This window comes from Glycomyces salinus, assembly GCF_016428645.1.
Taxonomy (GTDB): domain Bacteria; phylum Actinomycetota; class Actinomycetes; order Mycobacteriales; family Micromonosporaceae; genus Glycomyces; species Glycomyces salinus.
This window is the reverse complement of sequence record NZ_JAELXW010000017.1, coordinates 88,626-113,380: the sequence shown is the minus strand read 5'-3', so window position 1 is coordinate 113,380 and position 24,755 is coordinate 88,626. Positions and strand designations below refer to the sequence as shown.

The window sequence follows — 24,755 nt, the reverse complement described above, 5'->3', positions numbered from 1 at the left end:
CATCATATCAGAACGGAATGATTTGTTCCAGTAGTTTGGGTTGGGTAGGTGCGGGGATCGGTATTGCTGTTCGATCACCGCCCTCGGCGCTGCGGTGAACTCTGTCGTTTCGTTGCGGCTGGGGTTGGGGTTGGGGTTGGGACCGTCAAAGGCCGAGTTTCGACAGTTCGGTGCGGGAGGCCACGCCCAGTTTCGGGTAGGCCTTGTAGAGGTGGTACCCGGCCGTGCGCGGACTCATGTAGAGCTGCTCGCCGATCTCGCGGTTCGTCAGGCCGTTCGCGGCGAGGCGGACCACTTGCAGCTCTTGAGGCGTCAGCCGCTCGGCCAGACCGGGCTCGGACTCGATCGGCCCGGCGTCCCCGGCGGCGCGCAGTTCGGCGCGGACCCGTTCGACCCACGGGGCCGCGCCGAGGCGCTCGAAGACCTCGACGGCCGAGCGCAGGCGGGTCTTGGCCTCGTTGACGCGGCGGGCCCGGCGCAGCCATTCGCCCAGCAGCAGGTCGGTGCGGGCGGTCTCGAACGGGAACTTGTCGTCGCGGCGGTGCAGGTCCGCGGCGCGCGCGAGGTGCGCCCCGGCCTCGGTCTCGTCTTCGGCCAACAGGCCCCGGCAGCGTTCGAGCAGGGCCTCCCAGTGCGGTTTGCCGGTCGCGGCCGCCCAGTCGGCGTACCAGTCGAGGAACGCCGCCAGGCGCTGCGGCCTCCCGGCGCGCACGGCCGCTTCGACGGCCGTGGGCACGTGGGTGATCGCGTCGCCGGGGACCTCGGATTCGAGGATCGCGGCGTACCCGTCGAGCGCGGAATCGTAGCGGCCCAAGCTGAATTCGAGCAGCGGTCCGGCCGTGCCGACCGGGCCCTCCGGTCCGTCCTCGGTGGCCTCGGTCAGTTCGCGGACGCGTGAGGTCTGGCCGCGCAGGGCGGCTATGGGTCCGAGGACCTGGGCGCGGGCGAACTGGAGCCAGACCCGTTGGCCGAGTTCGCCGCCGATCTCGACGGCGTTCGCGGCGAACGCCTCGGCGTCGTTCCACCGGCCTTTGTGGAATTCGGTGACGCCGTTGATGACCAGCGCCCTGGGCAGCGCGCCCGAGGCTCCGGCTTCGCGGCATTCGCGGACCACTTCGGCGATCTCGGCGCGGGCGGCGTCCATGTCGCCGGTGAGTACGTGCCACCAGACGGTCATGGTGCGCTCGATCAGCGACTGCGTGGCGCTGTGCCGGTTGTGGATGTCGAGGAGGCGGCGCAGGGCCGCGACCGCGTCGGCGGCGGTGTAGGAGCAGGAGCGGTTGAGTCCGGCGGCGGCCGCGGCCAGGTCGCGGACCCATGGGGCGTGTTCGAGTCCGAGGCGCTCGGCGCGTTCGGCGGCGGCCTCGGCTCCGGCGACGTCGCCGGATTTCCAGGCGTGCTCGACCGCGCGGAACAGCGGTGCGCCGGTGGCTTCGGGTCGGGCGGCGGCGTAGTGGTCGGCGGCCTCCATCCACAGCCGGTATGCCTCGCGGGTCCGGCCGCTCCAGGTGGCGACCGTGGCGGCCACGACCGTGGCCCTGCCCAGGACGGCCCGGTCCCTGGCGTGGAGTGCGACGGCGGCGGCCAGTTCGCCGGCTTTGCGGCCGTCTCCGGCCGTCAGCGCGGCCTCGGCGGCGCGCGTGAGCCTCCTGGCCCGGTCGGCGTCGTCGGGCGAGAACCCGGCGGCGCGTTCGAGGACCGAGTATTCGACGGTGTGTCCGCCGCAGCCGGCGGCGCATTCGGCGGCGGCTTCGAGGGAGGCGGCGATGTCCTCGTCGGGGCCGGTCGTGGCGGCGGCCAGGTGGAGGACGCGGCGGCGGTCGTCGGGGTCTATGGCGGCGGCGAGCGCCTGGTGGGCTTCGATGCGGCGGTAGGAGGGGGCGCCGCGGTAGGCGACGGAGCGGATGAGGGGGTGGCCGAATTCGAAGCGGTCCTGCCGGTAGGCGATGAGGTCGTCGGCTTCGGCGGGGGCGAGGTCTTCGAGTCCGGCGCCGAGTTTGGCGGCGGCGGCCAGGATGACGCCGGTGTCGCCGGTGTCTTCGGCGGCGGCCAGGAGCAGCAGGTCGCGGGTGGTCGTCGGGAGCCGGTCGATGCGGTCGGCGAAGGTCTGCTTGAGCCGTTCGGTGGTCGAGTGCCGGCTCCCGCCGAAGGCGGTGGCCGGTCGCGTGTCGAAGTCGACCGGCGGAAGTTCGAGGAGCGCGAGCGGGTTGCCCCCGGCGGCGCGGAGGATGCGCTGCCGGGTGGAGGTGGAGATCCCGGCGAAGCGGTCGCCGAGGATCCGGCGGGCGGCCTCGTCGGAGAGGGGGCCGAGGCGCAGTTCGGGCAGGCCGGGGGCGGGGAAGTGCGGGGCGTAGCCGTCGCGGGCGGTGACGACCATGGCGACGCGTTCGGCGCCGAGCCTGCGGGCGGCGAAGAGGAGGACGTCGGCGGATTCGCGGTCGAGCCAGTGGGCGTCGTCGACCACGCACAGGACGGGGTGTTCGGCCGAGGCCTCCGAGAGGAGGTTGAGGACGGCCATGCCGACGCCGAAGCTGAGGTCGGCCGGCGGCCGTTTGGCCGGGTCGGCCGAGGTCAGGCCGAGCACGGTGCTGAGCATGCACTGCTGGGAGCCGGGGAGGGTCTCGATCAGTCCGTGCACGGGCCGCAGCAGCGCTTGGAGTCCGGCGAACGCCCAGGTGTGCTCGCTTTCGACGCCCACGCAGCGCAGGGTGGTGAAGCCCTCGGCGCCGCCGAGGGCCTCGTCGACCAGAGTGGACTTTCCGATGCCGGCCTCGCCGCGCACGACCAGGGCCGATCCCCGAGCGGCGCGGGCGTCGTCGAGGACGGTCTGGAGGGCGGCGGTCTCGTCGGCGCGTCCGTGAAGCACGGTTGCAACGATAGCGCCGCCCTCGGTCCGTGCCCGGTCTCAGGCGGGCAGCGGGGCTTCCTTGCGGGCGTTCACCAGGGCCCGGGCCCACCATTCGAGTTCGTCGAGGAACTGCTTGGCGTACGGCTCGGTGTCGGCGAAGCCGGTGTAGTCGCCGTTCTCGTCGAACTTCTCCCAGTACATCGGGAACACCAGCGAGTGGCGGATGGTCGTCGCCCGGACCTCGGGGAAGATCTGCCGCAGGTGCTCGGCGGCGCGCACGCCTCCGGCGCCGCCGCCGTAGGAGACCAGCCCGACCGGTTTGGCCTGCCATTCGCGCATGTAGTAGTCGACCGCGTGCTTGAGCTGGGCCGGGTAGGAGTGGTTGTACTCGGGTGTGACCACGACGAACGCGTCGGCGCGGTGCAGGCGCTCGCCGAGGGTGGCGACGGGCTCGCTGGGCTGGCCCGGGCGCGACCACAGGTCCTGTTCGGTGACGTACTGCGGCAGTTGGGCCTCGACCAGGTCGACCAGGTCGACGTCGAAGGCGCCGTGCTCGCGGGCCTGCTCGGCGACCCACGCGGCCGGGACCGGACCCCAGCGGCCCTCGCGGGTCGAGCCGATGATGACGGCCAGTTTCAGATTCTCGGACATCGCTGCCTCATTTCGTCGCTTCGGAGCCTCTTGCGGGGTCGAAGCTACGGACGGGGCGACTGTCGCGGCATCTGTCGGACGACTGTAGCCCGACTGGAAGCGCGGGCCGCGACGTTCAGTCGCCGCTTCCAGTCGGTCGACGGATGCAGGTCCGGTCGCCGCGGCCATACCGTTCGGCCCATGACACAGACACCGATGACGTCGGCGACGCCGACTACCGCGCAACGGACCCGGTGGTCCACGGTCCTGGCGGTCGGGTTCGCGCAGCTGGTGGTGGCCGGGGGCATGTCCGGGGTGTCGGTGGGGCTCCCGGCGATTCGCACCGACCTCGGAGTGGGCGGGGCCGCCACCGCCTGGGTGCTGCTGGCGTACGCGCTGCCGATGGGCGCGGTCGCGATGGCGGCCGGGCGGCTCGCCGACAAGGCCGACCTGCGCGCGGTCTCGGTCTTCTCCATGGCCGGGCTCACCGTGTTCTCCGTGGCCGCGGCCCTGGCCCCGAACTTCGGCCTGCTCATCGCCGCCCGCGCCGCGCAGGCTCTGATCGGCGGGCTGCTGTTCGGCATGACCGGGCGGATCGTCACCCTCGCCGCGCCCGAGCGGACCCGCGGCCGGGCGCTGTCGGTGATCACGCTGCTGATGACAGTCGGCGGCATGGGCATGGTCGGGGCCGGGGGCCTGGCGGTCGCCGTCTTCGACTGGAGGGGCCTGTTCTGGATCTTCGCGGTCGCGGGCGCGGGGGCGACGGTTTGGCTGTGGCGGACCGTGCCCGGCGACGGCACCGGTCTGCCGCGGCCCGACCGGGCGGTCCTGGCCGACCTGGCCACGTCGGGCGGGGCGATCTTCGCGTTCCTGCTGGCCTTCGAGTACGTCGACTCGGCGCCGTGGCTCGCCGCCGCGGTCCTGGCGCTCAGCGTCGCGCTCGCGGCGGCGTGGACGCGGCTGCCGGCCTCGGCGCCGACGCTGGCGCTGATGCGGAACCCGGCCGTGGCCGGAGCGCTGCTGTCGCTGGTGCTCATGGCGACGGTGACGGGGCTGCAGAGTTTCAGCCTGCCGTTCCTGCTCACCGACGTCCAGGAGGTGAGCCCGGCGCTGGTCAGCGCAGTGCTGATGACGTTCATCGGGGGTCTGGCGGTCACGACGCCGCTGGCGGGCTGGCTGGCCGACCGCTACGGGCCCGGCCGGGTGTCGCTGACCGGGGCGGTGCTGGTGGTCGCGGGCATGGTCCCGCTGGTGTTCGTCGGTGAGTCCACCTCGGTGCTCGGCATCGGCGTGCGGGTCGCGGCGCTGGGCATGCTGTTCGGGGTCTTCAACGCGCCCGTGAACGCCTACCTGCTCGCGGCGGCGCCCGCCGAGCAGGCGGGGACGGCCGGGGCGTTCATGGCCACCACGCGCACCATCGGCTCGTCCCTCGGTCCCGTCCTGGCCGCCCTGGCCTGGGGGCTGGGCGCGGGCCCGGTCGACGGCTACCGGCTGTCGGCGGCGGTCCTGACCGGCGTGGCCGTCCTCGGCGCGGTCGCGATGGTCGTCGCCCACCGCGCCGGGAAGCGGTGAGCGAACCCGAGGCCGGCAGATCGGGTTGCGGCCGGAGGTCAGGTCGCGTCCGCGACCGGGCGGTCGACGAGCATCTCGCGGACCCGGTCGCGGTGGGCCGCCCAGCGGTCTCCGGTCGGAAGCGTCGCGGGCGCCGCGTGCGCGAGCTGCATGTTCCCGAGATACGCCGCGACGGCCGTCACGGCGGAACTGTAGGCCGCGTCCTCGCCCATACCGGTCGCGTGGTAGAGCGACGCGACGTAGTCGATCCGGCGCCCGGTCACACGGGCGACGGCGTCGCCCACGACAGGATCCTGCACGGCGGCGAGCAGCGCCACCTCGAGCGGATCGACACGGTGCTCGAGGACGACGGCGAGCAGCTCGTCGAGGCGCCGGGCCGGACTCTCGATGCGCTGCATCGCGTCGATCACCGCGTCGGTCTGCTCCTGCTCCCACCGGCCCATCGCGGCCTCGACGAGCGCCCGCCGGTTCGCGAAGTGCCAGTAGAAGCTGCCCTTCGTCGCCCCGAGCTCCCTCGCGAGCCGCTCGACGGCGACGGCTTCGAGACCGCCGGCTTCGATGGCGCGCAGCGCGGCCGCCGCCCAGTCCTCCGCCTGCAGGCGGGCCTTTCCACGTTGCCGGGTCACTTCCATACGGTACCGTATGGAGGTGACCATACGGTCGCGTATGGAAATTGCCGAGGTGCGGGATGATCCACAACGTCCATATCCGCGAGTTCGATGCCCCTGTCGACTCCGTGTCCGCGCTCCTGTCCGGGCTCGGCGGGCACGACGACCGCCTGTGGCCCACGCCCGCGTGGACCCCGATGAGGCTCGACCGCCCGCTCGCGGTCGGCGCCTCCGGCGGGCACGGCTCGATCCGCTACCGCGTCACCGAGTACGAACCCGGCCGCCGCGTGCGCTTCACGTTCGACCCGGCCTGCGGCATCGACGGCCACCATGAGCTCACCGTCGCGCCCTCGGGCGAGGGCACGAGGGTCGAGCACCTGCTGGCCTGCCGGACGCGCGGCCTGCTGCGCCTCGTGCAACCGCTGTTGATCCGCGCGCACGACGCCGTCGTCGAGGACCTGCTCGACAACGCGGAACGCGAGGCCACCGGCACCGTCCGCGCTCCCGCGCGATGGTCGCCCCTGACCCGGCTCATGCAGCGCGCGGAGGCGGCGCGTCCCCGCGGGGTCCCGATCCCGGCGGGCGCGGACCTGGCCCGCCGGACGATCTCCCGGTACGGCGGCAGTGATCGAATCGACCTGGTCGACGCCTACGCCGTTCCCCACCACCGGCGCCTCCCCGACGACCCGCAGGCCTGGGCTGAAGCGGTCTTCCATCGGCCTCCCCGGTGGGTCGGCGCGCTCTTGGCGCTGCGGCAGGCACTCGTCGGCCTCGTCGGCATCGAGCGCGACGACGGATCCGCCTTCGAGACGTTGGAGCGCACCGATGACGAGGTGCTGCTCGGCACCGACGCCGACCATCTCGACTTCCGTGTGTCGGTGCACGTCACCGAGCACGCGGTCACCGTCACCTCGATCGCGCGCGCGAAGCGGCGCCGAGGCCGCCTCTACCTGCTGCCGGTCCGCCTGCTGCATCCGGTCGTCGTCCGGTCCATGCTCGCGCGCGCCCACCGGGCGTTCGTCTCCGAGGCGTCCCCGAGCGGACGGCGACGGGCCTAGACGTTGAGCTTGGCCAGTTCGGTGCGGGAGGAGACGCCGAGTTTCGGGTAGGCGTTGTAGAGGTGGTAGCCGACCGTGCGGGGGCTGACGAACAGCTGCTCGCCTATCTGGCGGTTCGTGAGCCCTTCGGCGGCCAGGCGCACCACTTGGAGTTCCTGCGGGGTGAGGCGCTCGGCCAGGTCCGGGCCGCCGGACTCGATCGCGGAGGAGTCGCCGGCGGCGCGCAGTTCGGCCTGGGCGCGCTCGGTCCACGGGTTCGCGCCGAGGCGCTCGAAGACCTCGGTGGCCTCGCGCAGGTGGGCGCGGGCCTCGTTGATGCGCCGTTCGCGCCGCAGCCATTCGCCGTAGACCAGTTCGGTGCGCGCCCGCTCGAACGGGTCGATGTCGTCGGCGCGGTGCAGTTCGACCGCGCGCGCGTAGTGGGCCCCGGATTCGGCGTCGGCCGCGATCAGGGCGCGGCAGCGTTCGACCAGGGCCTCCCAGTAGGGGCGGCCGGTGGCGTCGGCCCAGTCGGCGAACCAGTCGAACGCCTCCTTGACCTCGCCGATCCGCCCGGTGCGGAAGGCGGCCTCGACCAGGGACGGCACCTGCTGGAGCACTTCCATGGGGGTGACGCCCTCGACCAGGCGCCGGAGCCGGTCGAACGCGGCCTCGTAGCGGCCCACGCCCACGTCCAGCAGCCCCAGGGCGGTGTCGGCCGGGATCACCGAGTCCTCGGGGGCGTCTTCGATGGCGGCGGCGATCAGTTCGCGGCAGTGGCGCTCCTCGCCGCGGATGGCCGCGATCGGCAGCAGCACCCACACCCGGCCCTGCATGAGCGCGCGGCGGTCGTCGGTCTCGGCGGCCAGTTCGATGGCGCTGGTGGCGGCGGCCTGGGCGTCGGCGTAGCGGCCGTAGTGCAGTTGGGTCTGGGCCTGGACGAGCAGGGCCTGGATGAGGGGGCTGGTGGCACCGGTCTGCCGGCAGTCGCGGACCTTCTCGCCGGCGGCGGCGTGCGCGGCCGGGACGTCTCCGGCCAGCAGGCGCCAGCGCGCGGCCAGGACCTGGTCGAAGCGGCGGAAGTCGTCGTGGAGGGGCTGGTAGTAGTCGTAGAGGCTGCGCAGGGCGTCGACGGCTTCCCCGGCGGTGACCTGCGGGCGCCGGTTCAGCCCGGCCGCGGCCCGCGCCAGGCGCTTGGCCCAGGTGTTGCTGGAGCCGCCGAAGCGGGTGGCCAGTTCGTTCGCGTACTCGACCTTGCCGAAGTCGCCGGTCTCCCAGGCGTTCCAGACACCGCGCAGCAGCGGGTAGCCGGTGTTCTCGTGGCCGCCGGCCGCGTAGTGCTCGGCCGATTCCATCCACACTTCGAACGCGCCGGCGTTCCCGGCCCAGGACATGATGGTGGCCCGGATGAGTGCGGTGCGTGCCAGCAGGACGTGGTCCTCGGTGAGCCGCTCGGCCTGCTCGGCCAGTTCGACGGCCTTGGCGACGAGCCCGGCCGCGTAGGCGGTCTGGGAGGCGTCCACGAGGCGGCGGGCCCGCTCGTTCGGGTCGGGCGTGAACGACGCGGAGCGTTCGAGCGCGGCCATCTCGGCCACGCAGCCGCCCCTCTCGGCCTCGTAGGAGGCGATGGATTCGAGGGCGGCCGCGGCCTTCTCGTCGAAGCCGGTGGTGGCCGCGGCCAGGTGGCGGGCGTGGCGGATGTCGCCTTCGCCGAACGCCTCGGACAGGGCCCGGTGGGCTTCGATGCGGCGGGCCCGCGGCGAGGAGTGGTAGGCCGCCGAGCGGATCAGCGGGTGCACGAACTCGATGCGGCCCTGGTGGTAGCGGGCCAGGTCGTCGACCTCGGCCGGTTCGAGGTCGGTCAGGTTCGCGCCGAGTCGCTCGGCGGCCTCGGCGATCACGGCGGTCTCGCCGGTCTCCTCGGCGGCGGCGACCAGCAGGAGCGTGCGGGTGGCCTCGGGGAGGGCGATGATGCGCTCGGTGAACGCCTGCTTGATGCGGGAGGTGGTCGAGTAGCGGCTGTTGGAGGCGTCGATGGTGTGGACGGGGTCCTCGTGGTCGGCCGCCGGCAGCTCCAGGAGCGCGAGCGGGTTGCCTTCGGACAGGCGCAGGATCCAGTCGCGGCTGGTGAAGGGGACGGCCTCGGAGCGGGTGTCCAGGATCGCCCGGGACGCCTCGTCGTCGAGCGGTCCCAGGGTCATCTCGGGGACGCCGGGGGCTGGGAAGTCGGGGGCGAAGCCGTCGCGGACGATCAGGACCATCGCGATCGACTCGGTCGGCAGGCGCCGGGCGGCGAACAGGAGGGCGTCGGTGGAGTCGCGGTCGAGCCAGTGGGCGTCGTCGATGACGACGTACACCGGGCGCTGCGCGGAGGCGTCGACCAGGAGGTTGAGCACGGCCAGGCCGATCTGGAGGCGTTGGACGCGGGCGGCGCCCTCGCCCATGCCGAGGGCGGTGCGCAGGGATTCGGCCTGGGCGGCCGGGAGGTGGTCGATGCGGTCGAGCAGCGGGTGGAGCAGCATCTGGAGTCCGGCGTAGGACCAGGTGTGCTCGGCTTCGACGCCGAGGGTGCGCAGGACGGTGAAGCCGTCGGCCAGGTCGACGGCGGCGTCGGCGATCGCGGACTTGCCGATGCCGGGTTCGCCGCGGACGACCAGGGCGCCGCCGTGGCCGATGCGTGCGCCGTCGAGGAGGGCGTGGATGGTGTCCAGTTCCGCGTCGCGTCCGTACAGGATCGTCCGGGCCGTCGCGGCGGGGCGGGCGGGGGTGTTCACGGCGGCTCCTTCCGCAGCGGGCAGCGGACTCCTCCCAGGGTAACCGCGAGGTCCGACGGGTGCATCTGTCATTCGACTGGGGTCGACCGGGCCGGGGGCTACCTGGCCGGGCTACCGGGTCGATCCCAGTCGGCGCGGCCGGTCATTCGACCTACGTCCCTTGGGTTCGGCGCGCTTAGCTTCGAGGGCATGAATTCGACGACTGAGATCGAGGTGACGGCCGTGAAGCCCCGTGCCGCCGTCGTGGCCGCGACTGGAGCGCAGGCGGCCGCCTTCACCTCGGGGACCGTGCTGGCGTTCCTGTCGACCGATATCGCCACGGCGATGGAGACGGCGCCGGCGGCGCGGCTGTGGCCGCTGGGGGCGTTCGCGTTCGGACTGGTGGCGGCCGCGAATCTGGCGCAGGGCGTGCGGATGCGGCCGCGCTATGCGGGGACGCTCGCGCTGGGGGTGCTGACGGTCGCCGCGTTCGCGGCGGCGCTGTCGGTGAACTTCCCGATGCTGTTCGCGGCCGCGGCCGCGATGGGCGTCTCGGCCGGGCTGGCGGCGGCGACGTCGCACCGGGTGCTGGCCGACCTGGGGGCGGGCCCGGCGCTGACGTCGTCGCCGGCGGTCGCGGCCGCGTTGGCGGCCGGTGCGGGCGCGGGCGCGATCGTGCCCGGTTTCGGCTGGCGTGCGGTGCTGGGGTTCTTGGTGATCGCCGGGCTGTTGGCGACCTGGAAGTTCGCCGAGCACGCGCCGCACGAGCCGGAGAGGCTGCCGGGTACTCGGAGGTGAGACCGGCATCCGGGCGCCGTTCCGCGATCCGTCCTGTGACCGGCGCCCGGACGGGCCCGAGCGGTTTCGGCCGCTCGGGCCCGTTTCGTTCACGGCTTCGGGGTCAGGCGGGTCCGGGGCCCGGCCCAGAGGACGCCCGAGTCGAGCCGGCGGCCGACCAGGTCCTGGGCGGTCTCGGCCACGGCGATGAGCGCGTCGAGGTCGACGCCGGTGTCGATGCCCATGTCGTGGAGCATGTGCACGACCTCTTCGGTGGCGACGTTGCCGGAGGCTCCGGGCGCGTAGGGGCATCCGCCGAGGCCGCCGACGCTGGCGTCGAATTCGGTGACGCCCCTTTCGAGGGCGGTGAGGACGTTGGCCAGGGCGGTGCCGCGCGTGTCGTGGAAGTGCATGAGGACCGGCAGGTCGGTGTCGACGGCGTCGAGCAGGTCGTCGACTCGCCTGGGGGTGGCCATGCCGGTGGTGTCGCCGAAGGCGATCCGGTCGGCTCCGGCCTCGGTGACCGCGTCGACGATGGCGGCCACGCGGGCGGGGTCGACGTCGCCTTCGTAGGGGCAGCCGAAGCTGGTGGCGATGATGGCCTCCACGCTGGCGAGGCGTTCGTGGGCGAGGGCGGCGATGGGGCCGAACTCGGCGACCGACTCCTCGGTGGCGCGGCCGACGTTGGCGCGGTTGTGGGTCTGCGAGGCAGAGACGACGACTTCGATCTCGGCGAATCCGGCGTCGAGGGCCCGCTGGACGCCTTTGAGGTTGGGGGCGAGGGCGCTGTAGCGGATGCCGGGGTGCTTCTCGGCTTCGGCCCAGACCCGGTCGGCGTCGGCCATCTGCGGGATCGCCTTGGGATGGACGAAGCTGACCGCTTCGATGCGGGCCAGGCCGGTGCGGGAGAGCGCGTCGATCAGGCGGACCTTGTCCTCGGCGGGCACGGGCGGTTCGTTCTGGAGGCCGTCGCGGGGGCCGACCTCCCTGATGGAGACCTGGTCGGGCTGGGTCATGGTGCCACCTCCTGCCGCGGCGAAGCCTGCTGCACAGAGCGAGCGTATCTCACTATGCGGGAAATCTCCTAATCTACGGCTCCGCGCGCGTCGCCGTGAGGGCGCGGAGTGCGGCCTCTCTGAGGACGCCGCGGACCTCGTCGGGGCCGACCTCCTCGCCCAGGGCCAGGTAGGGGGTGGAGTTGAGCAGGCCGAACGCGCCGTGCGCGATGACTCGGGCCTGCTCGGGCTTGAGGTCGGCGGTCAGCTCGCACAGCACCCGCACCCATTCCTCGACGTAGAGGCGCTGGAGCCGCCGGACCTGGCGGCGCGGCTCGGAGGGGAGCCGGTCGAGCTCGTGCAGGTGGAGGATGACGATCTCGGGCGATTCGACCGTGACGGTCAGGTGGAAGTCGACCAGGGCCTCCAGGGCCGCGCGCGGCGAGTCGGAGTGCAGCGACGCGAAGTGGCGGCCGCCGACCAGGAGCCGCTCGGAGACCGGGATGAGGGCGTCGGCGAGCATCTGCTCCTTGCCGCCCTTGAAGTGGTGGTAGAGGGCCGGGCCGGTGATGTTCGCGGCCGCCCCGATGTCGTCCATCGACACGCCGTGGTATCCGTGCTTGGCCAGCATCTTCACCGCTACGTCGAGGATCTCGCGGCGCCGTTTCGAGCCGGCGCGGCCGTTGTCGGCGAAGTTCGCGAGCCGATCGCCGGCACCGTCTGCATCGAAGTTCACCGGCGCAAGAGTACCCCTCAATCCCGACGGCGGTGGTGGTCCAGGGGCGTCTCGTTGAGCAGCGCCTGGATCTCCGTGGCCTCCATGTCGGCGACATTCTCGCTCTGCTGGCCGGGCACGCCGCCGGTGCGGACGTCCATGAGCGACTGGTAGCTGTTGACCCGCATCCGGGGAATGCAGTGCGGGTGCTCCTTGACGATCCAGGCGATCATGTGCTCGCGCGATTCGCAGCGCAGGTCCCACTGGTCGGAAGGGCTGGACGCCGAGACCAGCAGGCGTAGCTGCATGTACGGGCCGGTCGCGTCCAGCACGATCACCCCGGACTTGCGGCCGTCCCACAGCGGGTTGTTGGTCAGGAAGCGCCGCAGTTCGGCGCGGGCCTCCCCGACCGGCAGCCGCCAGTCGACGTCGATCTTGACCGTTCCGAGCACCAGCGGGTTGTTGCGGGTCCAGTTGACGTACGGCGCGTCCTTGAAATAGGACGTCGGCAGCACCAGGCGCCGCTCGTCCCAGATGCGCACCACCACGTAGGAGAGGGTGATCTCCTCGATCCGACCCCATTCGCCCTCGATGACGACCACGTCCTCAAGGCGCACCGCGTCCCCGAAGGCCAGCGACATGCCCGCGAACAGGTTCGAGAGCATCGTCTGGGCGGCGAGGGTGGCGATGACGGCAGCGAGGCCGGCCGCGCCGAGCATGGTGGTGCCCAGGGCCTTCAGCTCGGGGATGTTGAACAGGACGATGCCGACCGCGATCAGCCACACCCCGGCCGAGATGAGCCGGTAGATGACGATGACCTGGGTGCGGCGCTTCCGTCCGTCCACATCGTCCTGCTGGAGGGAGCCCCAGCGCTCCTGCAACGGGGTCTTGGCGATGCTGAGCAGGTTGGACACCAACCAGGCACCGCTGGCGACGGTGCCGAACAGGAGCCCCTGGCTCAGGTTCGAGTTCCAGCCGTCCGCCCCCGGACCCCAGTCCGTGTCGTTGCGCATCACGAACAGCAGGATCTGGACGCCGCCGGTGGCGGCCATGAACTGGGCCGGCCGCAGTGCCTTGCCGATGACGCTGGACCAGCGTTCGGAGGCGTGGCGCAGCAGCAGCCACTTCACGAGCAGCCGGGCGAGGCTGACGACAGCCGCCGAAAGGAGGGCCACGGAGACGATGACCAACCAGGGGGAGAGGTTGTGCATAGAGTACAGGGTATCGACAGTGACGAGCAGTGCACACGTCTGCTGCCCCGAAGGGAAGCCGGTCGCGTTCCGAAGCCCCGGAACGCGGCCGGCCGTCGAGCAGCGTCTTCAGTTTTGCTTGTACCGCAACGACACCGCTACATCTCCGTGTCGTGCCGCTCCCTTTCGCCCTCGGCCTGCATGTCCGAGCCGGTGCCGTAGCGCTCCGAGGAGTACGTCTGCGCCATCGGGTCGGCCGGGTCCTGCCGGGTCTGCCGGGCCTCGCGCATCCGGGCCGTCTCGGTCTCGGCGCTGTTGAGCATCCGCTCCCAGCGTTCGCGCATCGGGCCGATCAGGCCGCCCCCGACGCCGACGATGATCGTGCCCGCGAGCGCGGCCAGCACCGTCCACAGGATCGGGGTGGTCACCGTGTCGGCGATGCCGGCCTGGCCCGCGGCGGCGACGGCGCCGACGAAGACGATCGCGATCTGGGTGATCCGGCCCAGCGTCTTGCCGTAGGAGGCATCGGAGAGGACCCCGCTGACCAGCCCGAAGACGGCGTTGGCGACCGCGAAGGCCACCACCAGGATCAGGATCGCGACGAACAGCTGCGGCAGCCAGGCGACCAGCGAGGTCAGCAGGTCCGAGACCGGGTTGGGCCCGAAGGCGCCGAACGCCAGCTGGAGCGTGAACAGCAGCAGCATGTAGTAGATGAGCTTGCCGAACAGCTCGCTCATCTCGAACTTGCCGGTGAAGCGGCGCAGTCCCGAACGCTCGCCCAGGCGGTCGAGGCCGACCCTGGCGAGCAGCTTTCCGATGAGCTTGCCGACCCATTTGGAGACGAACCAGCCGACGAGGAGGATCGCCAGGAAGGCCGCCGCGCGCGGCAGGAATTGCACCACATCATCGAGCATGTTCTGAAAACTCTGCGTGATATCCATGTCCGCAGCGTAAGTCAGATAGGTCTGGTATACGGCGTATTCCGGTTTTTATCCTCCTTGGCGGGGACAGGACGCGAGGGACCGGCGCGGCCGCCGGGGCGGCGCTCCAGGAGAGTCAGGTGGGCCAGGTGCGCCATTTGAGCCAGGACTTGCTGGGGGTGGGGCCGCGCTGGTCCTGGTAGCGGGAGGCGTTGACCTGCGAGCCGTAGGGGTGCTCGGCGGGGCTGGAGAGGCGGAAGACGCACAGCTGCCCGATCTTCATGCCCGGCCACAGTGTGATCGGCAGGTTCGCCACGTTCGACAGCTCCAAGGTGACGTGCCCGGAGAAGCCGGGGTCGATGAACCCGGCCGTGGAGTGGGTGAGCAGTCCGAGCCTGCCCAGGCTCGACTTGCCCTCCAAGCGCGCGGCCAGGTCGTCGGGGAGGGTGACCACTTCGAGGGTGGAGGCGAGCACGAACTCGCCGGGGTGCAGCACGAACGGCTCGTCGGGGGCGACCTCGACGGCGACGGTCAGGTCGTCCTGGCGGACGGCGGGGTCGATGTGGGTGTACTTCTGGTTGTTGAACACCCTGAAGCGCCGGTCCAGGCGCACGTCGATGCTGGAAGGCTGGACCAGGTCGGGCTCGAACGGCTCGATGCCGATCCTGCCGTTCTTGACGGCCTCGGAGATGTCGCGGTCGCTAAGCAGCATGAGGCCAGGCTAACGCCTCGTCGGGCGGCAGCGCGTAGGCCACGGTGCCCAGCTCGACCAGGTCCCAGTCGCCGGGGACGAGGTCGGCGCACTCTTCCAGGTCCTCGGCGCACACGATCGCGTCGACCGAACCGGGATCGGCCCCCGGGCGGCCGGGGACGACCGATTCGAGCGCGACCAGGCGCGTGCCGTCGGGCAGGAGGATCCACCAGGGGTACTCCCAGGAGTCGTTGCCCTGGACGATCCCGACCGTCTCGGCCCCGGAGTCGGCGACCGCCGCGGCGGCCTGCTCGTACTGCGGCAACCATTCGCGGCGGCGGATGAACCGCTCCTCGAGGTCGGAGACGGTGAAGACCGACCAGGCGCCGGTCAGGCGGCGCGGGAAGCCGTAGGCGACCGTCAGCAGGCCCGCCAGGGACGCGGTGGCCGCGAAGGTGCCCAGCAGCGTCCAGGCCACGGCCCTGCGGCGGTGGTCGACCAGGTGCCGGGCGAGCGCGGCGGCGGCCACGCCCGCGGCGGGCGCGCCGAGGACGACCAGGAACATGACCAGGCGGTTGATCCACGGCTGCCAGGCGACCGAGGCGGCCACGGCGATCCACGCCAGCCCCAGGCACGCCGCGTAGGTCCGGCGCAGCGCCGGGCCCTTCCACAGGAACCAGGCGAGGGCTCCGATCATGGCCGCTCCGGTGAGCGGGAAGGCCGCGCGGTCCTCGTCGGGGTACCAGGAGGCGGCCGGGAACTCGGTGCCGACGAAGGTGACGGCCGGGTCGTTGGAGTCGACGCCCATCGCCGATGCCAGGCCGCGGATCGCGGCGGCCCCGGCCTCGGACAGCGGCGCGAACGGGGTGTCCAGGGCCGTGTGGGCGATGCGCAGCAGGTTGATCAGGATCAGGCGCGGGTCGGCGGTGTCGGTGCCGATCGAGGTCCGCAGCATCTCCGGGCCGAGCGGGTGGCCGAAGGTGGCGTGCATGCGCGCCAGGAAGGGGCCGACGATCGCCACCGCGAGCGCGAGGATCGCGACCGAGGCGGCGACGGTGCGGGCGCGGGCGGCGGTCGCGCCGGAGCGGTCGGCGCGCGAGCACTGCTCGGGGCCCCTGCCGCACAGGCACGGTTTGCGGCGGCGTCCGTCGCGGACGAGGCGGCCGATGCCCCAGGCCAGCAGGAGCGGGGCGGCCGCGAGCAGGCCGGTGGACTTGGTGACGGCGATCAATCCGAGGGCGAGGCCGAGGTAGAGCGCCTCGGAGGCCGGCGGCGCGGGCGCGCCCAGCGGTGTGGACGGGCGGGTGAACTCGTCGAGGACGACCGTGGCCAGGGACGCGACCCAGGCGGCGGCGACGAGGTCGACCTGGGTGCTGGAGGCCTGGAGGAGGACCTCGGGGGTGGTGGCGATCAGGAAGACGGTGGCGAGCTGGGCGAGCGGGCCGCCGCCGAGCTGGGCGGCGATGCGGGAGGCGGCCACGGCGCAGCCGGCGGCGGCGAAGTACTGGAGCAGGTGGTAGGCGCCGTCGCCGCCGTCCAGGAGCCGCAGGTGGGTCAGCAGGTACTCGGCGCCGGGGGAGATGTCGACCTGCCGGTGGATGGCGGTCGCGTACGCCTCGACCGAGCCGTTCTGCACCCAGTGCTCGATGCGCGGCAGGTGGTAGGTCTGGGAGTCGAAGTTGTTCGGGGAGGAGGACACCGCCAGGATTCCGGCGGCGATGAACAGGATGACCACGACGCACGCCAGCGCCCACTGCCAGGCCGGGGCCGCGGCGGCGGCGGACTTGGTGCGGCGCCAGGTGCGGCGGGTGGCGCCGCGGCGGCCGCGCAGCCGGTCGGTCAGGGAGCCCTCGGCGGGGGCGACGTCGCGGACGATGCGGGTCAGGACCGCCGCGGTGACCGCGGCGGTCGCGATCGACCAGGAGGCGAGGACGAGGCCGGTGCCGAGCCTGGTGAGGGCGGAGGCCGCCTCGACGGTCGCGATGGCCCAGGCGCCCAGGAGCACGGCCGCGCGGACCGCGGCCAGGCGCATCGGGGCGACCACGGAGCCTTCGAGCGGGCGCAGGGCGTAGGCCAGGGCGGGCAGCAGTACCAGAAGCCACGGGACGAGTAGCACGGCTTCATTCAACACGACCGATCGGCCGATGCCTTCCCGACGTTAACGCGTTATGGTTACGAGACCTGTTCGATCACTCGTCATGGAGCTCCAAGTGTTGCTGTCGATTCTGGTTCCGGTCTACAACGAGGAACGCCTCGTCACCGGGACCCTCAAGGAGCTCCTCGCGGTGGACTTCCCCTGCGAGACCGAGATCGTCGCGGTCGACGACGGTTCGCGCGACCGGTCGTGGGAGGCACTCCAGTCCTTTCAGGACCAGGCGCGGGTGCAGCTGGTGCGCCATGATCGGAACAAGGGCAAGGGCGCGGCGATCCGCACCGCCGTCAAGGAGGCGAGCGGGGACTACGTGGTGGTCTTCGACGCCGACGGCGAGTACGAGGCCGACGACCTGCCGAAGCTGCTGGCGCCGATCCTCGACGGCAAGGCCGAGGTCGTCTACGGCTCGCGCACCTTCGGGTCCCACTCGGCGTACTCGTTCTGGTACGTCATGGGCAACAAAGGGATCACACTGGCGGCGAACGTGCTGTTCAACTCCTACATCTCCGATCTGGAGACCTGCTACAAGCTGCTGCCGCGGGAGCTGTACCGGGAGCTGAACATCCGCTCGACCGGCTTCGGCATGGAGGCCGAGCTGACCGCCAAGCTCCTCAAGCGGGGCATCCGGCCCTTCGAGGTCCCGATCTCCTACACCGCCCGCAGTCGCGAGGACGGCAAGAAGATCACCTGGACCGACGGCGTCCACGCCCTGTGGCTGCTCAGCCGCGAACGCCTCCGCCGCAAGCGCTGACCGGAAAGTCCGCTGCCTTGACCGCCGGGCTGCCGCTAAGGTGAAGCCATGACTTCGCCGAAGGAGGGCCTGGCTCGGCTCAAGGCGGCCGCCGAGAGCGGCCGGCTCGAGGCGCTGTGCGACCGATTCGGGCTCGACCTGGTGGTGGTGTTCGGCTCAACGGCGAAGGGCGCGGCGAGCCCGAGGGACCTCGACATAGCGGTCTCGACCCGCAGAGGGCGATCCCGGTTGGCGCTGCTCGATCTCTACGAGGCATTCGCCGAAGTGACCGGCCCCTGCGACATCGACGTGATGGTCCTGAACCGAGCCGATCCGGTCGCACGGCGCGAAGCGCTCCTCGGCACGATCCCCCTCTATGAACACACCCCGGGACGCTATGTGGAAGTCCTCATGGCGGCCTTGACCGAATTCGCCGAGACCGCGCCGATGCGCGACCTGAGTTTGAGACTGATGGCGAAATGACTGATTCGCAAGGGGCCCAAGCGATCGTGGCACGTCGCCTCCAGTTGATGGGCCAGCTGCTCGATCGCCTTGAGGAGATCGCGCCACAGGACATGGCGGATCGGATGCCCGACGACATCGTTCGCCTCGCCGTGGAGCGCATTGTCACCCAGGTAGTCGATATCGCCGTTTCGGTGAACCAGTATCTCGCCGCCAACCGTCTGGGGACGGGCGCCCAAAGCTACCGCGAATCGTTCGACCTGGCTGCTCGTACCGGCGCGATCTCACCGGCGCTGGCGGCGAACCTCAGGCCGAGCACCGGCCTTCGGAATGTTCTGGTTCACGAGTACTTGGAGACCGACACCGAAGTGCTGGCCGCCGCGATCCCGATGGCCCTCAGCGGCTACCGCGAGTACATCAGGAGCATCGCGAAATTCGTGGCCGGCCCGGAATGAAGTCGCTCTTCATTCTTTCGAGTGGCGTCTTCACCGTTTGAGGCTGCTCGGCCCGGATTCTTGTCGGACCCCTCGGGCAGGATCGGGGAGATCCTGCGGATCCCCGGGTGGGTGGGGGTTAGGGATGGCCTTTGTCTTACAGGTCCGCGATGACCACGTCGAGGCGGCGGGGGCCGTGGACTCCTTCTACTCTTTGCAGCTCGATGTCGCTGGTGGCCGAGGGGCCCGAGATCCAGGTCTGCGGGTCGGTTCGGGACAGCCGCGGCAGGGCCTGGGCGAGGTGGCCCACGATCTGGTCGCGTCCGACCACCACCACGTGGTGGTCCGGGACCAGCGTGATCGCCCTCCTGCCCTGGGCCGGTCCGGCGTCGAGCATGATCGTGCCCGACACGGCCACGGCCGCCGCGCAGCCGGTCAGGACCGCGTCCATGCCGTCCAGCTCGTCGGTGGCGAGCGCGTCGTCCTCGATGTACTCGGCGCCGCCGCGGCGCCATCCGGCGGGCAGGTCGGCCGGGACGACGACCTTCTTCGCCTCGCCCAGGGCCGCCTCGATCGATTCGAGGCCGTGGTGGACGTTCGCCTTGTAGTCCACGAGGCGGTCGATCAGCAGCTCGACCACGTCGGTGCCCTCGTCGAGGGAGCGCCGGTACCGGCGCGGGACCTCCACGGTCTCCTCGGTCCCGTCCAGGGCCCGGCCGATCCTGGCGAGGATCTCCTCCTTGGCGTTCACCGCTCGTGCTCCTTCCACCAGTCCCGGAAGCTCTCCTTCGGGGGCACCCCCAGGTCGCGGCTGACCGTCCACTTCGACCCCGGGAAGGGGAGCCTGCGCACGTAGCCGCGCCGCCGCCACGGCCGCGAGAAGAACCGCGCCGCCCGGAGCGCGGCCCGCCACAGCCCGGGGCGGGCCATGACCGCCTGGGCCGCGCCCATCGCGGCCTTCTCGCCCGCGCCGTGCGGGCCGGTCTGCCGCAGGTGCACCAGCACCTCGGGGATGTTGATCTTGACCGGGCACACCTCGTAGCACGCCCCGCACAGGCTGGAGGCGTACGGCAGGTCGTCGTGCCTGCCCGGCTCCAGTTGCGGGGCCAGGATCGCGCCGATGGGGCCGGGGTAGACGTGCCCGTAGGCGTGCCCGCCGGTCCGCTCGTACACCGGGCACACGTTCAGGCAGGCCGAGCAGCGGATGCACGACAGCGCCTGGCGGCCGACCTCGTCGGCCAGGACATCGGTGCGGCCGTTGTCGAGCAGGATGATGTGGACGTCCTTCGGACCGTCGCCCTCGGCCCGGCCGGTCCAGATCGAGGAGTACGGGTTCATCCGCTCCCCGGTCGAGGAGCGCGGCAGCAGCTGCATGAACACCTCGAGGTCGTCGAAGCTCGGCAGGAGCTTCTCGACGCCGACGATGCTGATGAGCGTCTCGGGCATGGTCAGGCACATGCGGCCGTTGCCCTCGGACTCGACGACCACCAGCGAGCCGGTCTCGGCGATCGCGAAGTTCGCGCCCGACACGGCCACCTTCGCCGACAGGAATCGCCGCCGCAGGTGCCGGCGGGCGGCCTCGGCCAGCGCGGCCGGGTCGTCGGTCAGGTCCGCGGGGGCGTCCTTCATGCGGCCTTTGAAGATGTCGCGGATCTCGGTGCGGTTGTAGTGGATCGCCGGGACCAGGATGTGGCTCGGCCGGTCCTCGGCGAGCTGGACGATCAGTTCGGCCAGGTCGGTCTCCCACGCGGCCAGGCCCTCGGCCTCGAAGTGCTCGTTGAGCTCGATCTCCTGGGTGGCCATCGACTTGACCTTGACGACCTCGTCGGCGCCGGCCTCGCGCGTGATCCGCGCGGCGATCCGGTTCGCTTCGGCTCCGTCGCGGGCCCAGTGGACCTTCGCCCCGGCCTCGATGGCGTTGCGTTCGAACGTTTCAAGCAGTTCGGGCAGGTGGCGCTGGACGTCGGCCTTGACGGCGCTGGCGGCGTCGCGCAGCTGCTCCCAGTCGTCGAGTTCGGCGGCGACGGCGGCGCGCTTGCCGCGGATGGTGCCGGTGGCGTGGGCCAGGTTCGATCGCAGCTGCGGCATGCCGAGCGCGACCTTGGCGGCTTTCGGGAACGCGGTGCTCATGCGGTGGCCGCCAGGATCTCGGCGTAGTGGATCGGGCGCGGCCCTCCGGAGCGGGAGATGCCGCCGCCGATGTGGGTCAGGCACGAGTTGTCGGCCGCGGCCAGGTACTCGGCGCCGGTCCGGTCGGCGTGGCGGCACTTGTCCTCGAGCATCGCGGTCGAGACCTCGGAGTTCTTCAGGGCGAAGGTCCCGCCGAAGCCGCAGCACTGGTCGGCCTCGGGCAGGTCGACCAGTTCGATGCCGGCGACGTTGCGCAGCAGCCGCAGCGGCTTGTCGCCCAGGCCGAGCGCGCGGGTGCCGTGGCAGGTGGGGTGGTAGGTGACGGTGTGCTCGAAGCGGGCGCCGACGTCGTCGACTCCGGCGTGGTCGAGCAGGAACTCCGACAGCTCCAGGACGCGGGCGCCGAAGTCGCTGCCGGTCAGGTCCGGGTACTGGTCGCGGACCATGGCCGCGCACGAACCCGAGGGGGTCACGACGGCCTCGTAGCCGCCGAAGACCTCCTCGAAGGAGCGCGCCAGTTTCGCGGCGTCGTCGCGGTATCCGGAGTTGGCGTGCATCTGCCCGCAGCAGGTCTGCGCGGTCGGGAAGTCGACCTCGTAGCCCAGTCGCTCGAGCACGGTCACGACCGCTTTCGGCGTCTGCGGGTAGAGCGCGTCGTTGACGCAGGTGATGAACAGACCTATGCGGCTCAAGGGGTTGACTCACCTCGTTTCGGGAGCCCGGTCATGGCCGGGGGTTCTGCGGGGGCTTCGGTCTGGGCGGCCTCGGCGTTGCGGAATGCCTCGTTGTGCCGGTCGCGGGCCCGCTCCAGATGGCGGCGCATGGCCGCGGCGGCCTCGGTCGGGTCGTGCCGGGCGATGGCCTCGGCGATGGCCCGGTGCTCGCCTTCGGTCTCCTCGATCGCGCCGGGCTCGATGTAGGCGCGGTAGAGGTGCATGTGGGCGTCGAGCCGCCGGATGGCGTTCGACAGCTGGGCGCTGCCGCTGAGGTGGGCGACCGCGTCGTGGAAGCGGGCGTCGGCCTCGGTGAAGGCGAGCCGTCCGACCGTCGGGGTCGGCATGCGCGCGGCGTCGGCGAGCCGGGCGGCTTCGGCGTCGGCGAGCGGGTCGCGTTCGGCGGCGCGCCGGGCGGCGAAGGGCTCCAGGAGACGGCGGATCTCGTAGAGGTCGGCCAGTTCGGCGGCGGTCAACAGCGGAGTGACGGTGTAGCCGCTGAGGGGGCGGCGGGCGAGCAGTCCTTCGGATTCCAGGCGCGCCAGGGCCTCGCGGATCGGGGTCTGGGAGAACTCCAGGCGGCGGGCCAGGCCGTCGATGCTGACCTTGGCGCCGGGCGCGAGCTCGCCCTGGATGATGTGGGCCTTCAGCTGGGTGTAGGCAGCGTCTGCCAAGGTCCGCTTTTGTGAGGCCGCCACCGTTCCGCTCATGCCGAACATCCTATAGGATATTTTCGTGACCATGGACAGCCCCGAACTTCCGCGTCGCCGCCTCGGCCGAACCGACGTGTCCGTGACCGCCCTGGGCCTGGGCTGCGCGCCACTCGGGGGCCTGTTCACCCCGGTCGACCCCGCCGTGGCCGCGGACGCGGTCGCCGCCGCGCACGCCGGCGGCGTCCGCTACTTCGACACCGCCCCCCACTACGGGGCCGGCCTGTCCGAACGGCGACTCGGGAGCGCTCTCACCACATTGGGGCGTGCGGGCCTGACACTCTCGACCAAGATGGGCCGCGTCCTGGTCGACCACGAGGGCCCCTGGGACATCTGGGCCGAGGACAGCGGCAAGGCCGCGGTCTTCGACTTCTCCTACCGGGCCTGCCTGGACTCCCACGAGGCCAGCCTCGACCGCCTCGGCGTCGACCGGGTCGACATCGGACTCGTCCACGACCCCGACGACCACCGCGACGAGGCCGCCGCCGGGACCTACCGGGCCCTGGCCGAACTGCGCGATGCCGGCCGCATCGGCGCGGTCGGCATCGGCATGAACTCCACCGAGGCCGCCGCCGACATGCTCGGCCGCGGCGACTTCGACCTCGCCCTCATCGCCGGGCGCTACACCCTGCTCGACCAGTCGGCCCTCGACAGGCTCTACCCGCTGTGCCTCGAACGCGGCGTCTCGGTGGTCGCCGCCGGGGTGTTCAACTCCGGCGTCCTGGCCGACCCGGACGGCCGGGCCACCTTCGACTACACCGCCGCCGACCCGGCGCTGCTGGCCCGCGCCCGCGCCATCGCCGACGTGTGCGCGAAGTACGATGTGCCGTTGCGGGCCGCGGCGCTGCAATTCCCCGGTGCCCACCCCGCCGTGGCGTCGGTCCTGGTCGGCGCCCGCAACCCGGCCGAGGTCGACGACGCCCTCGCGATGTTCGCCCACCCGATTCCCGGCGCGCTCTGGCACGAGCTCAAGCGGACCGGGCTTCTGGCCGAGGAGGCACCCACTCCATGACCGTGTACCAGGTCATAGACGCTCACCACCACGTCTGGACCGCCGACTACCCCTGGCTCTCGTCCGAACCCGGACTCGAACCCATCCGCCGCGACTACGGCATCGCGGACCTGCGCGCCAACCTCGCCGAGGCCGGAGTCGACCGGACCGTCCTGGTCGAGGCCGGCTGGGGGCACCCGTCCGAGACCGTCGAGTTCCTGCACCTGGCCGGGGCCGTCCCCGAGATCGCCGGCGTCGTCGGCCACATCGACCTGCTCGACCCCGACCTCAAGGGCGTCCTGGCCCGCTACCGCGGCCACCCGCGCGTGCGCTACCTGGTGGGCCTGCGCGACCAGGTCCAGGGCCGCGAGGAGGCCGACTTCCTCGCCCGGGGCGAGGTCGTCGCCGCCCTGAAGACCATCGCCGGGCTCGTCCCCACCTTCGACCTGGTCGTGCGCGTCGACCAGCTCCCGGCGGCGGCCAAGGCCGCCCAGGCCGTCCCCGAGCTGACGTTCGTCCTCGACCACCTGGGCAAGCCGCGGATCCGCGACGGCGCCGACGGCCTGTGGGCCTGGCGCGAGGCCGTCGGACCGCTCGCCAAGCAGCCCAACGTGACCGCCAAGCTCTCCGGGCTGGTCACCGAGGCCGACTGGGAGCAGTGGAGCGCCGAGGACCTGCGCCCGTTCGTGCAGACCGCCCTCGAACTGTTCGGGCCCGACCGCCTCATGTTCGGATCCGACTGGCCCGTATGCGAACTGGCCGCCACCTACTCCCGTGTGAAAGAGGCGCTCACCGAGATCCTCGGCCGCGAGGACCCCGACATATTCGCCGGCACGGCGGCGAGGACCTACAAGCTAGGAGTGAAATGAGATATCTTCGCATCGGCGAGCCCGGCCTTGAGACCCCGGTGGCCCTCCACGAGGGCGAGTACTACGACCTCTCGGGGCTCTACGGCGACATCGACGGGGACTTCCTGGCCCGCGGCGGAGTGTCCAGTGTGGCCTCCTTCCCCAAGGTCGACATCGACGGGAAGCGCGTCGCCCCGCCCATCGCCCGGCCGGGCGCGGTGGTGTGCATCGGCATGAACTACGCCGCCCACTGCGCCGAGTCCGGCGCCGAGCCGCCCGCCGAACCGGTCGTGTTCTACAAGCACCCCAACACGATCGTCGGCCCCGGCGACGAGGTACAGATCCCGCGCGGCTCGACCCGCACCGACTGGGAGGTCGAGCTCGGCGTCGTCTTCGGCAAGAAGGCCGGCTACCTGTCCTCCCGGGAAGAGGCCCTCGAATGCGTCGCCGGCTTCGTGGTCGCCAACGACGTCTCCGAGCGCGAGTTCCAGATCGAGCGCTCCGGCGGCCAGTTCTCCAAGGGCAAGGCGTGCCCGACGTTCACCCCGCTGGGCCCGGAGCTGGTCGCGCCCGACGAGGTCGCGGACGTGCAGAAGCTGCGCATGTGGTCCAAGGTCAACGGCGAGATCCGGCAGGACTCCAACACCGCCGACATGATCTTCGGCGTCGCCGAGATCATCCACCACATGTCCCAGTTCATGGCCTTCGACCCCGGCGACCTGCTGCTCACCGGCACCCCCGAGGGCGTGGCGCTGTCGGGCCGGTTCCCGTACCTGAAGGCCGGCGACGTCGTCGAGGTCGGCATCGACGGCCTCGGTCAGACCCGGAACCCGCTGGTCCAGGGATAAC

23 protein-coding genes are annotated in these 24,755 nt (G+C 71.7%); 9 read left to right on the top strand and 14 right to left on the bottom strand.

All coding sequences use genetic code 11. The annotated features are described in order from the left end of the window. Positions 1 to 145: 145 nt before the first annotated feature. Together JFB92_RS26505 and JFB92_RS07160 are read right to left on the bottom strand one after the other, a co-directional pair. Entirely contained in the window at positions 146 to 2,866 is a 2,721-nt protein-coding gene (locus JFB92_RS26505) for a helix-turn-helix transcriptional regulator (RefSeq protein WP_199036441.1), read from the bottom strand. 39 nt (positions 2,867 to 2,905) lie between these two features. After that, complete coding sequence (locus tag JFB92_RS07160; protein ID WP_199036439.1) at positions 2,906 to 3,499, bottom strand: NADPH-dependent FMN reductase; 594 nt, start codon at positions 3,497 to 3,499, stop codon at positions 2,906 to 2,908. A gap of 180 nt (positions 3,500 to 3,679) precedes the next feature. Between JFB92_RS07160 and JFB92_RS07155 the strand changes: the two genes are divergently transcribed. Next, the gene (locus JFB92_RS07155) at positions 3,680 to 5,050 is read left to right on the top strand and encodes an MFS transporter (RefSeq protein WP_199036437.1); all 1,371 of its coding nucleotides are present in this window, start codon (positions 3,680 to 3,682) and stop codon (positions 5,048 to 5,050) included. A 38-nt stretch (positions 5,051 to 5,088) separates the two neighbouring features. Here the strand turns inward: JFB92_RS07155 and JFB92_RS07150 are convergent, their stop codons facing one another. After that, positions 5,089 to 5,682: a TetR/AcrR family transcriptional regulator gene (locus tag JFB92_RS07150; protein ID WP_233162529.1), complete on the bottom strand. Its 594-nt coding sequence runs from the start codon at positions 5,680 to 5,682 to the stop codon at positions 5,089 to 5,091. Positions 5,683 to 5,738: 56 nt separating this feature from the next. Here JFB92_RS07150 and JFB92_RS07145 point away from each other — a divergent pair, with 56 nt between their 5' ends. Next, entirely contained in the window at positions 5,739 to 6,716 is a 978-nt protein-coding gene (locus JFB92_RS07145) for a DUF2867 domain-containing protein (protein WP_199036434.1), read from the top strand. On the opposite strand, the gene JFB92_RS07140 is transcribed toward JFB92_RS07145, so the two are convergent. Then, positions 6,713 to 9,469, bottom strand: a complete 2,757-nt coding sequence (locus tag JFB92_RS07140) for an ATP-binding protein (RefSeq protein ID WP_199036432.1) — start codon at positions 9,467 to 9,469, stop codon at positions 6,713 to 6,715. The two genes, JFB92_RS07145 and JFB92_RS07140, sit on opposite strands and share 4 nt — an antisense overlap. A 189-nt stretch (positions 9,470 to 9,658) precedes the next feature. Between JFB92_RS07140 and JFB92_RS07135 the strand changes: the two genes are divergently transcribed. After that, positions 9,659 to 10,246: a hypothetical protein gene (locus JFB92_RS07135; RefSeq protein ID WP_199036430.1), complete on the top strand. Its 588-nt coding sequence runs from the start codon at positions 9,659 to 9,661 to the stop codon at positions 10,244 to 10,246. Between the two features lie 89 nt (positions 10,247 to 10,335). Here the strand turns inward: JFB92_RS07135 and JFB92_RS07130 are convergent, their stop codons facing one another. The 6 genes from JFB92_RS07130 to JFB92_RS07105 all read right to left on the bottom strand — a co-directional run bounded on the left by JFB92_RS07130 (position 10,336) and on the right by JFB92_RS07105 (position 16,852). Beyond that, positions 10,336 to 11,241: a hydroxymethylglutaryl-CoA lyase gene (locus tag JFB92_RS07130; RefSeq protein WP_199036428.1), complete on the bottom strand. Its 906-nt coding sequence runs from the start codon at positions 11,239 to 11,241 to the stop codon at positions 10,336 to 10,338. Positions 11,242 to 11,314: 73 nt separating this feature from the next. Continuing rightward, on the bottom strand, positions 11,315 to 11,872 hold the full coding sequence (locus tag JFB92_RS07125) for a TetR/AcrR family transcriptional regulator (RefSeq protein WP_372451590.1): 558 nt from the start codon (positions 11,870 to 11,872) through the stop codon (positions 11,315 to 11,317). A 101-nt stretch (positions 11,873 to 11,973) separates the two neighbouring features. Continuing rightward, a complete protein-coding gene (locus JFB92_RS07120) occupies positions 11,974 to 13,146 on the bottom strand; it encodes a mechanosensitive ion channel family protein (protein WP_199036426.1) in 1,173 nt (390 codons plus the stop codon). Positions 13,147 to 13,283: 137 nt separating this feature from the next. Next, entirely contained in the window at positions 13,284 to 14,066 is a 783-nt protein-coding gene (locus JFB92_RS07115; protein ID WP_199036424.1) for a mechanosensitive ion channel family protein, read from the bottom strand. 115 nt (positions 14,067 to 14,181) lie between these two features. After that, a complete protein-coding gene (gene dcd, locus JFB92_RS07110) occupies positions 14,182 to 14,757 on the bottom strand; it encodes a dCTP deaminase (protein WP_199036422.1) in 576 nt (191 codons plus the stop codon). Further along, on the bottom strand, positions 14,747 to 16,852 hold the full coding sequence (locus JFB92_RS07105; protein WP_199036420.1) for a hypothetical protein: 2,106 nt from the start codon (positions 16,850 to 16,852) through the stop codon (positions 14,747 to 14,749). Before JFB92_RS07105 ends, dcd begins: the two co-directional genes overlap by 11 nt. 94 nt (positions 16,853 to 16,946) lie before the next feature. Between JFB92_RS07105 and JFB92_RS07100 the strand changes: the two genes are divergently transcribed. From JFB92_RS07100 to hepT, 3 genes are read left to right on the top strand one after another with little or no spacing between them, the layout of a single operon-like run. Further along, positions 16,947 to 17,639, top strand: coding sequence for a glycosyltransferase family 2 protein (locus tag JFB92_RS07100; RefSeq protein WP_199036418.1), 693 nt, complete (start codon positions 16,947 to 16,949; stop codon positions 17,637 to 17,639). Positions 17,640 to 17,687: 48 nt separating this feature from the next. Next, positions 17,688 to 18,101, top strand: coding sequence for a nucleotidyltransferase family protein (locus tag JFB92_RS07095; RefSeq protein ID WP_199036416.1), 414 nt, complete (start codon positions 17,688 to 17,690; stop codon positions 18,099 to 18,101). A 47-nt stretch (positions 18,102 to 18,148) separates the two neighbouring features. Then, positions 18,149 to 18,535, top strand: a complete 387-nt coding sequence (gene hepT / locus JFB92_RS07090; RefSeq protein WP_199036414.1) for a type VII toxin-antitoxin system HepT family RNase toxin — start codon at positions 18,149 to 18,151, stop codon at positions 18,533 to 18,535. A 136-nt stretch (positions 18,536 to 18,671) separates the two neighbouring features. On the opposite strand, the gene JFB92_RS26500 is transcribed toward hepT, so the two are convergent. Genes JFB92_RS26500 through JFB92_RS07070 form a run of 4 tightly spaced genes read right to left on the bottom strand, consistent with a single transcriptional unit; the run spans position 18,672 to position 22,067 of the window. Continuing rightward, positions 18,672 to 19,265 (bottom strand): LutC/YkgG family protein, encoded by a 594-nt coding sequence (locus JFB92_RS26500; RefSeq protein ID WP_199036412.1) that lies wholly within the window; start codon positions 19,263 to 19,265, stop codon positions 18,672 to 18,674. Further along, complete coding sequence (locus tag JFB92_RS07080) at positions 19,262 to 20,644, bottom strand: LutB/LldF family L-lactate oxidation iron-sulfur protein (protein WP_199036410.1); 1,383 nt, start codon at positions 20,642 to 20,644, stop codon at positions 19,262 to 19,264. Before JFB92_RS07080 ends, JFB92_RS26500 begins: the two co-directional genes overlap by 4 nt. Next, positions 20,641 to 21,336, bottom strand: a complete 696-nt coding sequence (locus tag JFB92_RS07075; protein WP_199036408.1) for a (Fe-S)-binding protein — start codon at positions 21,334 to 21,336, stop codon at positions 20,641 to 20,643. The genes JFB92_RS07080 and JFB92_RS07075 overlap by 4 nt, the downstream gene beginning before the upstream one ends. Further along, positions 21,333 to 22,067 (bottom strand): GntR family transcriptional regulator, encoded by a 735-nt coding sequence (locus JFB92_RS07070; protein ID WP_199036406.1) that lies wholly within the window; start codon positions 22,065 to 22,067, stop codon positions 21,333 to 21,335. The genes JFB92_RS07075 and JFB92_RS07070 overlap by 4 nt, the downstream gene beginning before the upstream one ends. A 31-nt stretch (positions 22,068 to 22,098) precedes the next feature. Between JFB92_RS07070 and JFB92_RS07065 the strand changes: the two genes are divergently transcribed. From JFB92_RS07065 to JFB92_RS07055, 3 genes are read left to right on the top strand one after another with little or no spacing between them, the layout of a single operon-like run. Beyond that, the gene (locus JFB92_RS07065) at positions 22,099 to 23,079 is read left to right on the top strand and encodes an aldo/keto reductase (protein WP_233162560.1); all 981 of its coding nucleotides are present in this window, start codon (positions 22,099 to 22,101) and stop codon (positions 23,077 to 23,079) included. Beyond that, the gene (locus JFB92_RS07060; protein ID WP_199036402.1) at positions 23,076 to 23,927 is read left to right on the top strand and encodes an amidohydrolase family protein; all 852 of its coding nucleotides are present in this window, start codon (positions 23,076 to 23,078) and stop codon (positions 23,925 to 23,927) included. Before JFB92_RS07065 ends, JFB92_RS07060 begins: the two co-directional genes overlap by 4 nt. Further along, positions 23,924 to 24,754, top strand: coding sequence for a fumarylacetoacetate hydrolase family protein (locus JFB92_RS07055; RefSeq protein WP_199036400.1), 831 nt, complete (start codon positions 23,924 to 23,926; stop codon positions 24,752 to 24,754). Before JFB92_RS07060 ends, JFB92_RS07055 begins: the two co-directional genes overlap by 4 nt. The last annotated feature ends 1 nt before the right edge of the window (position 24,755 follow it).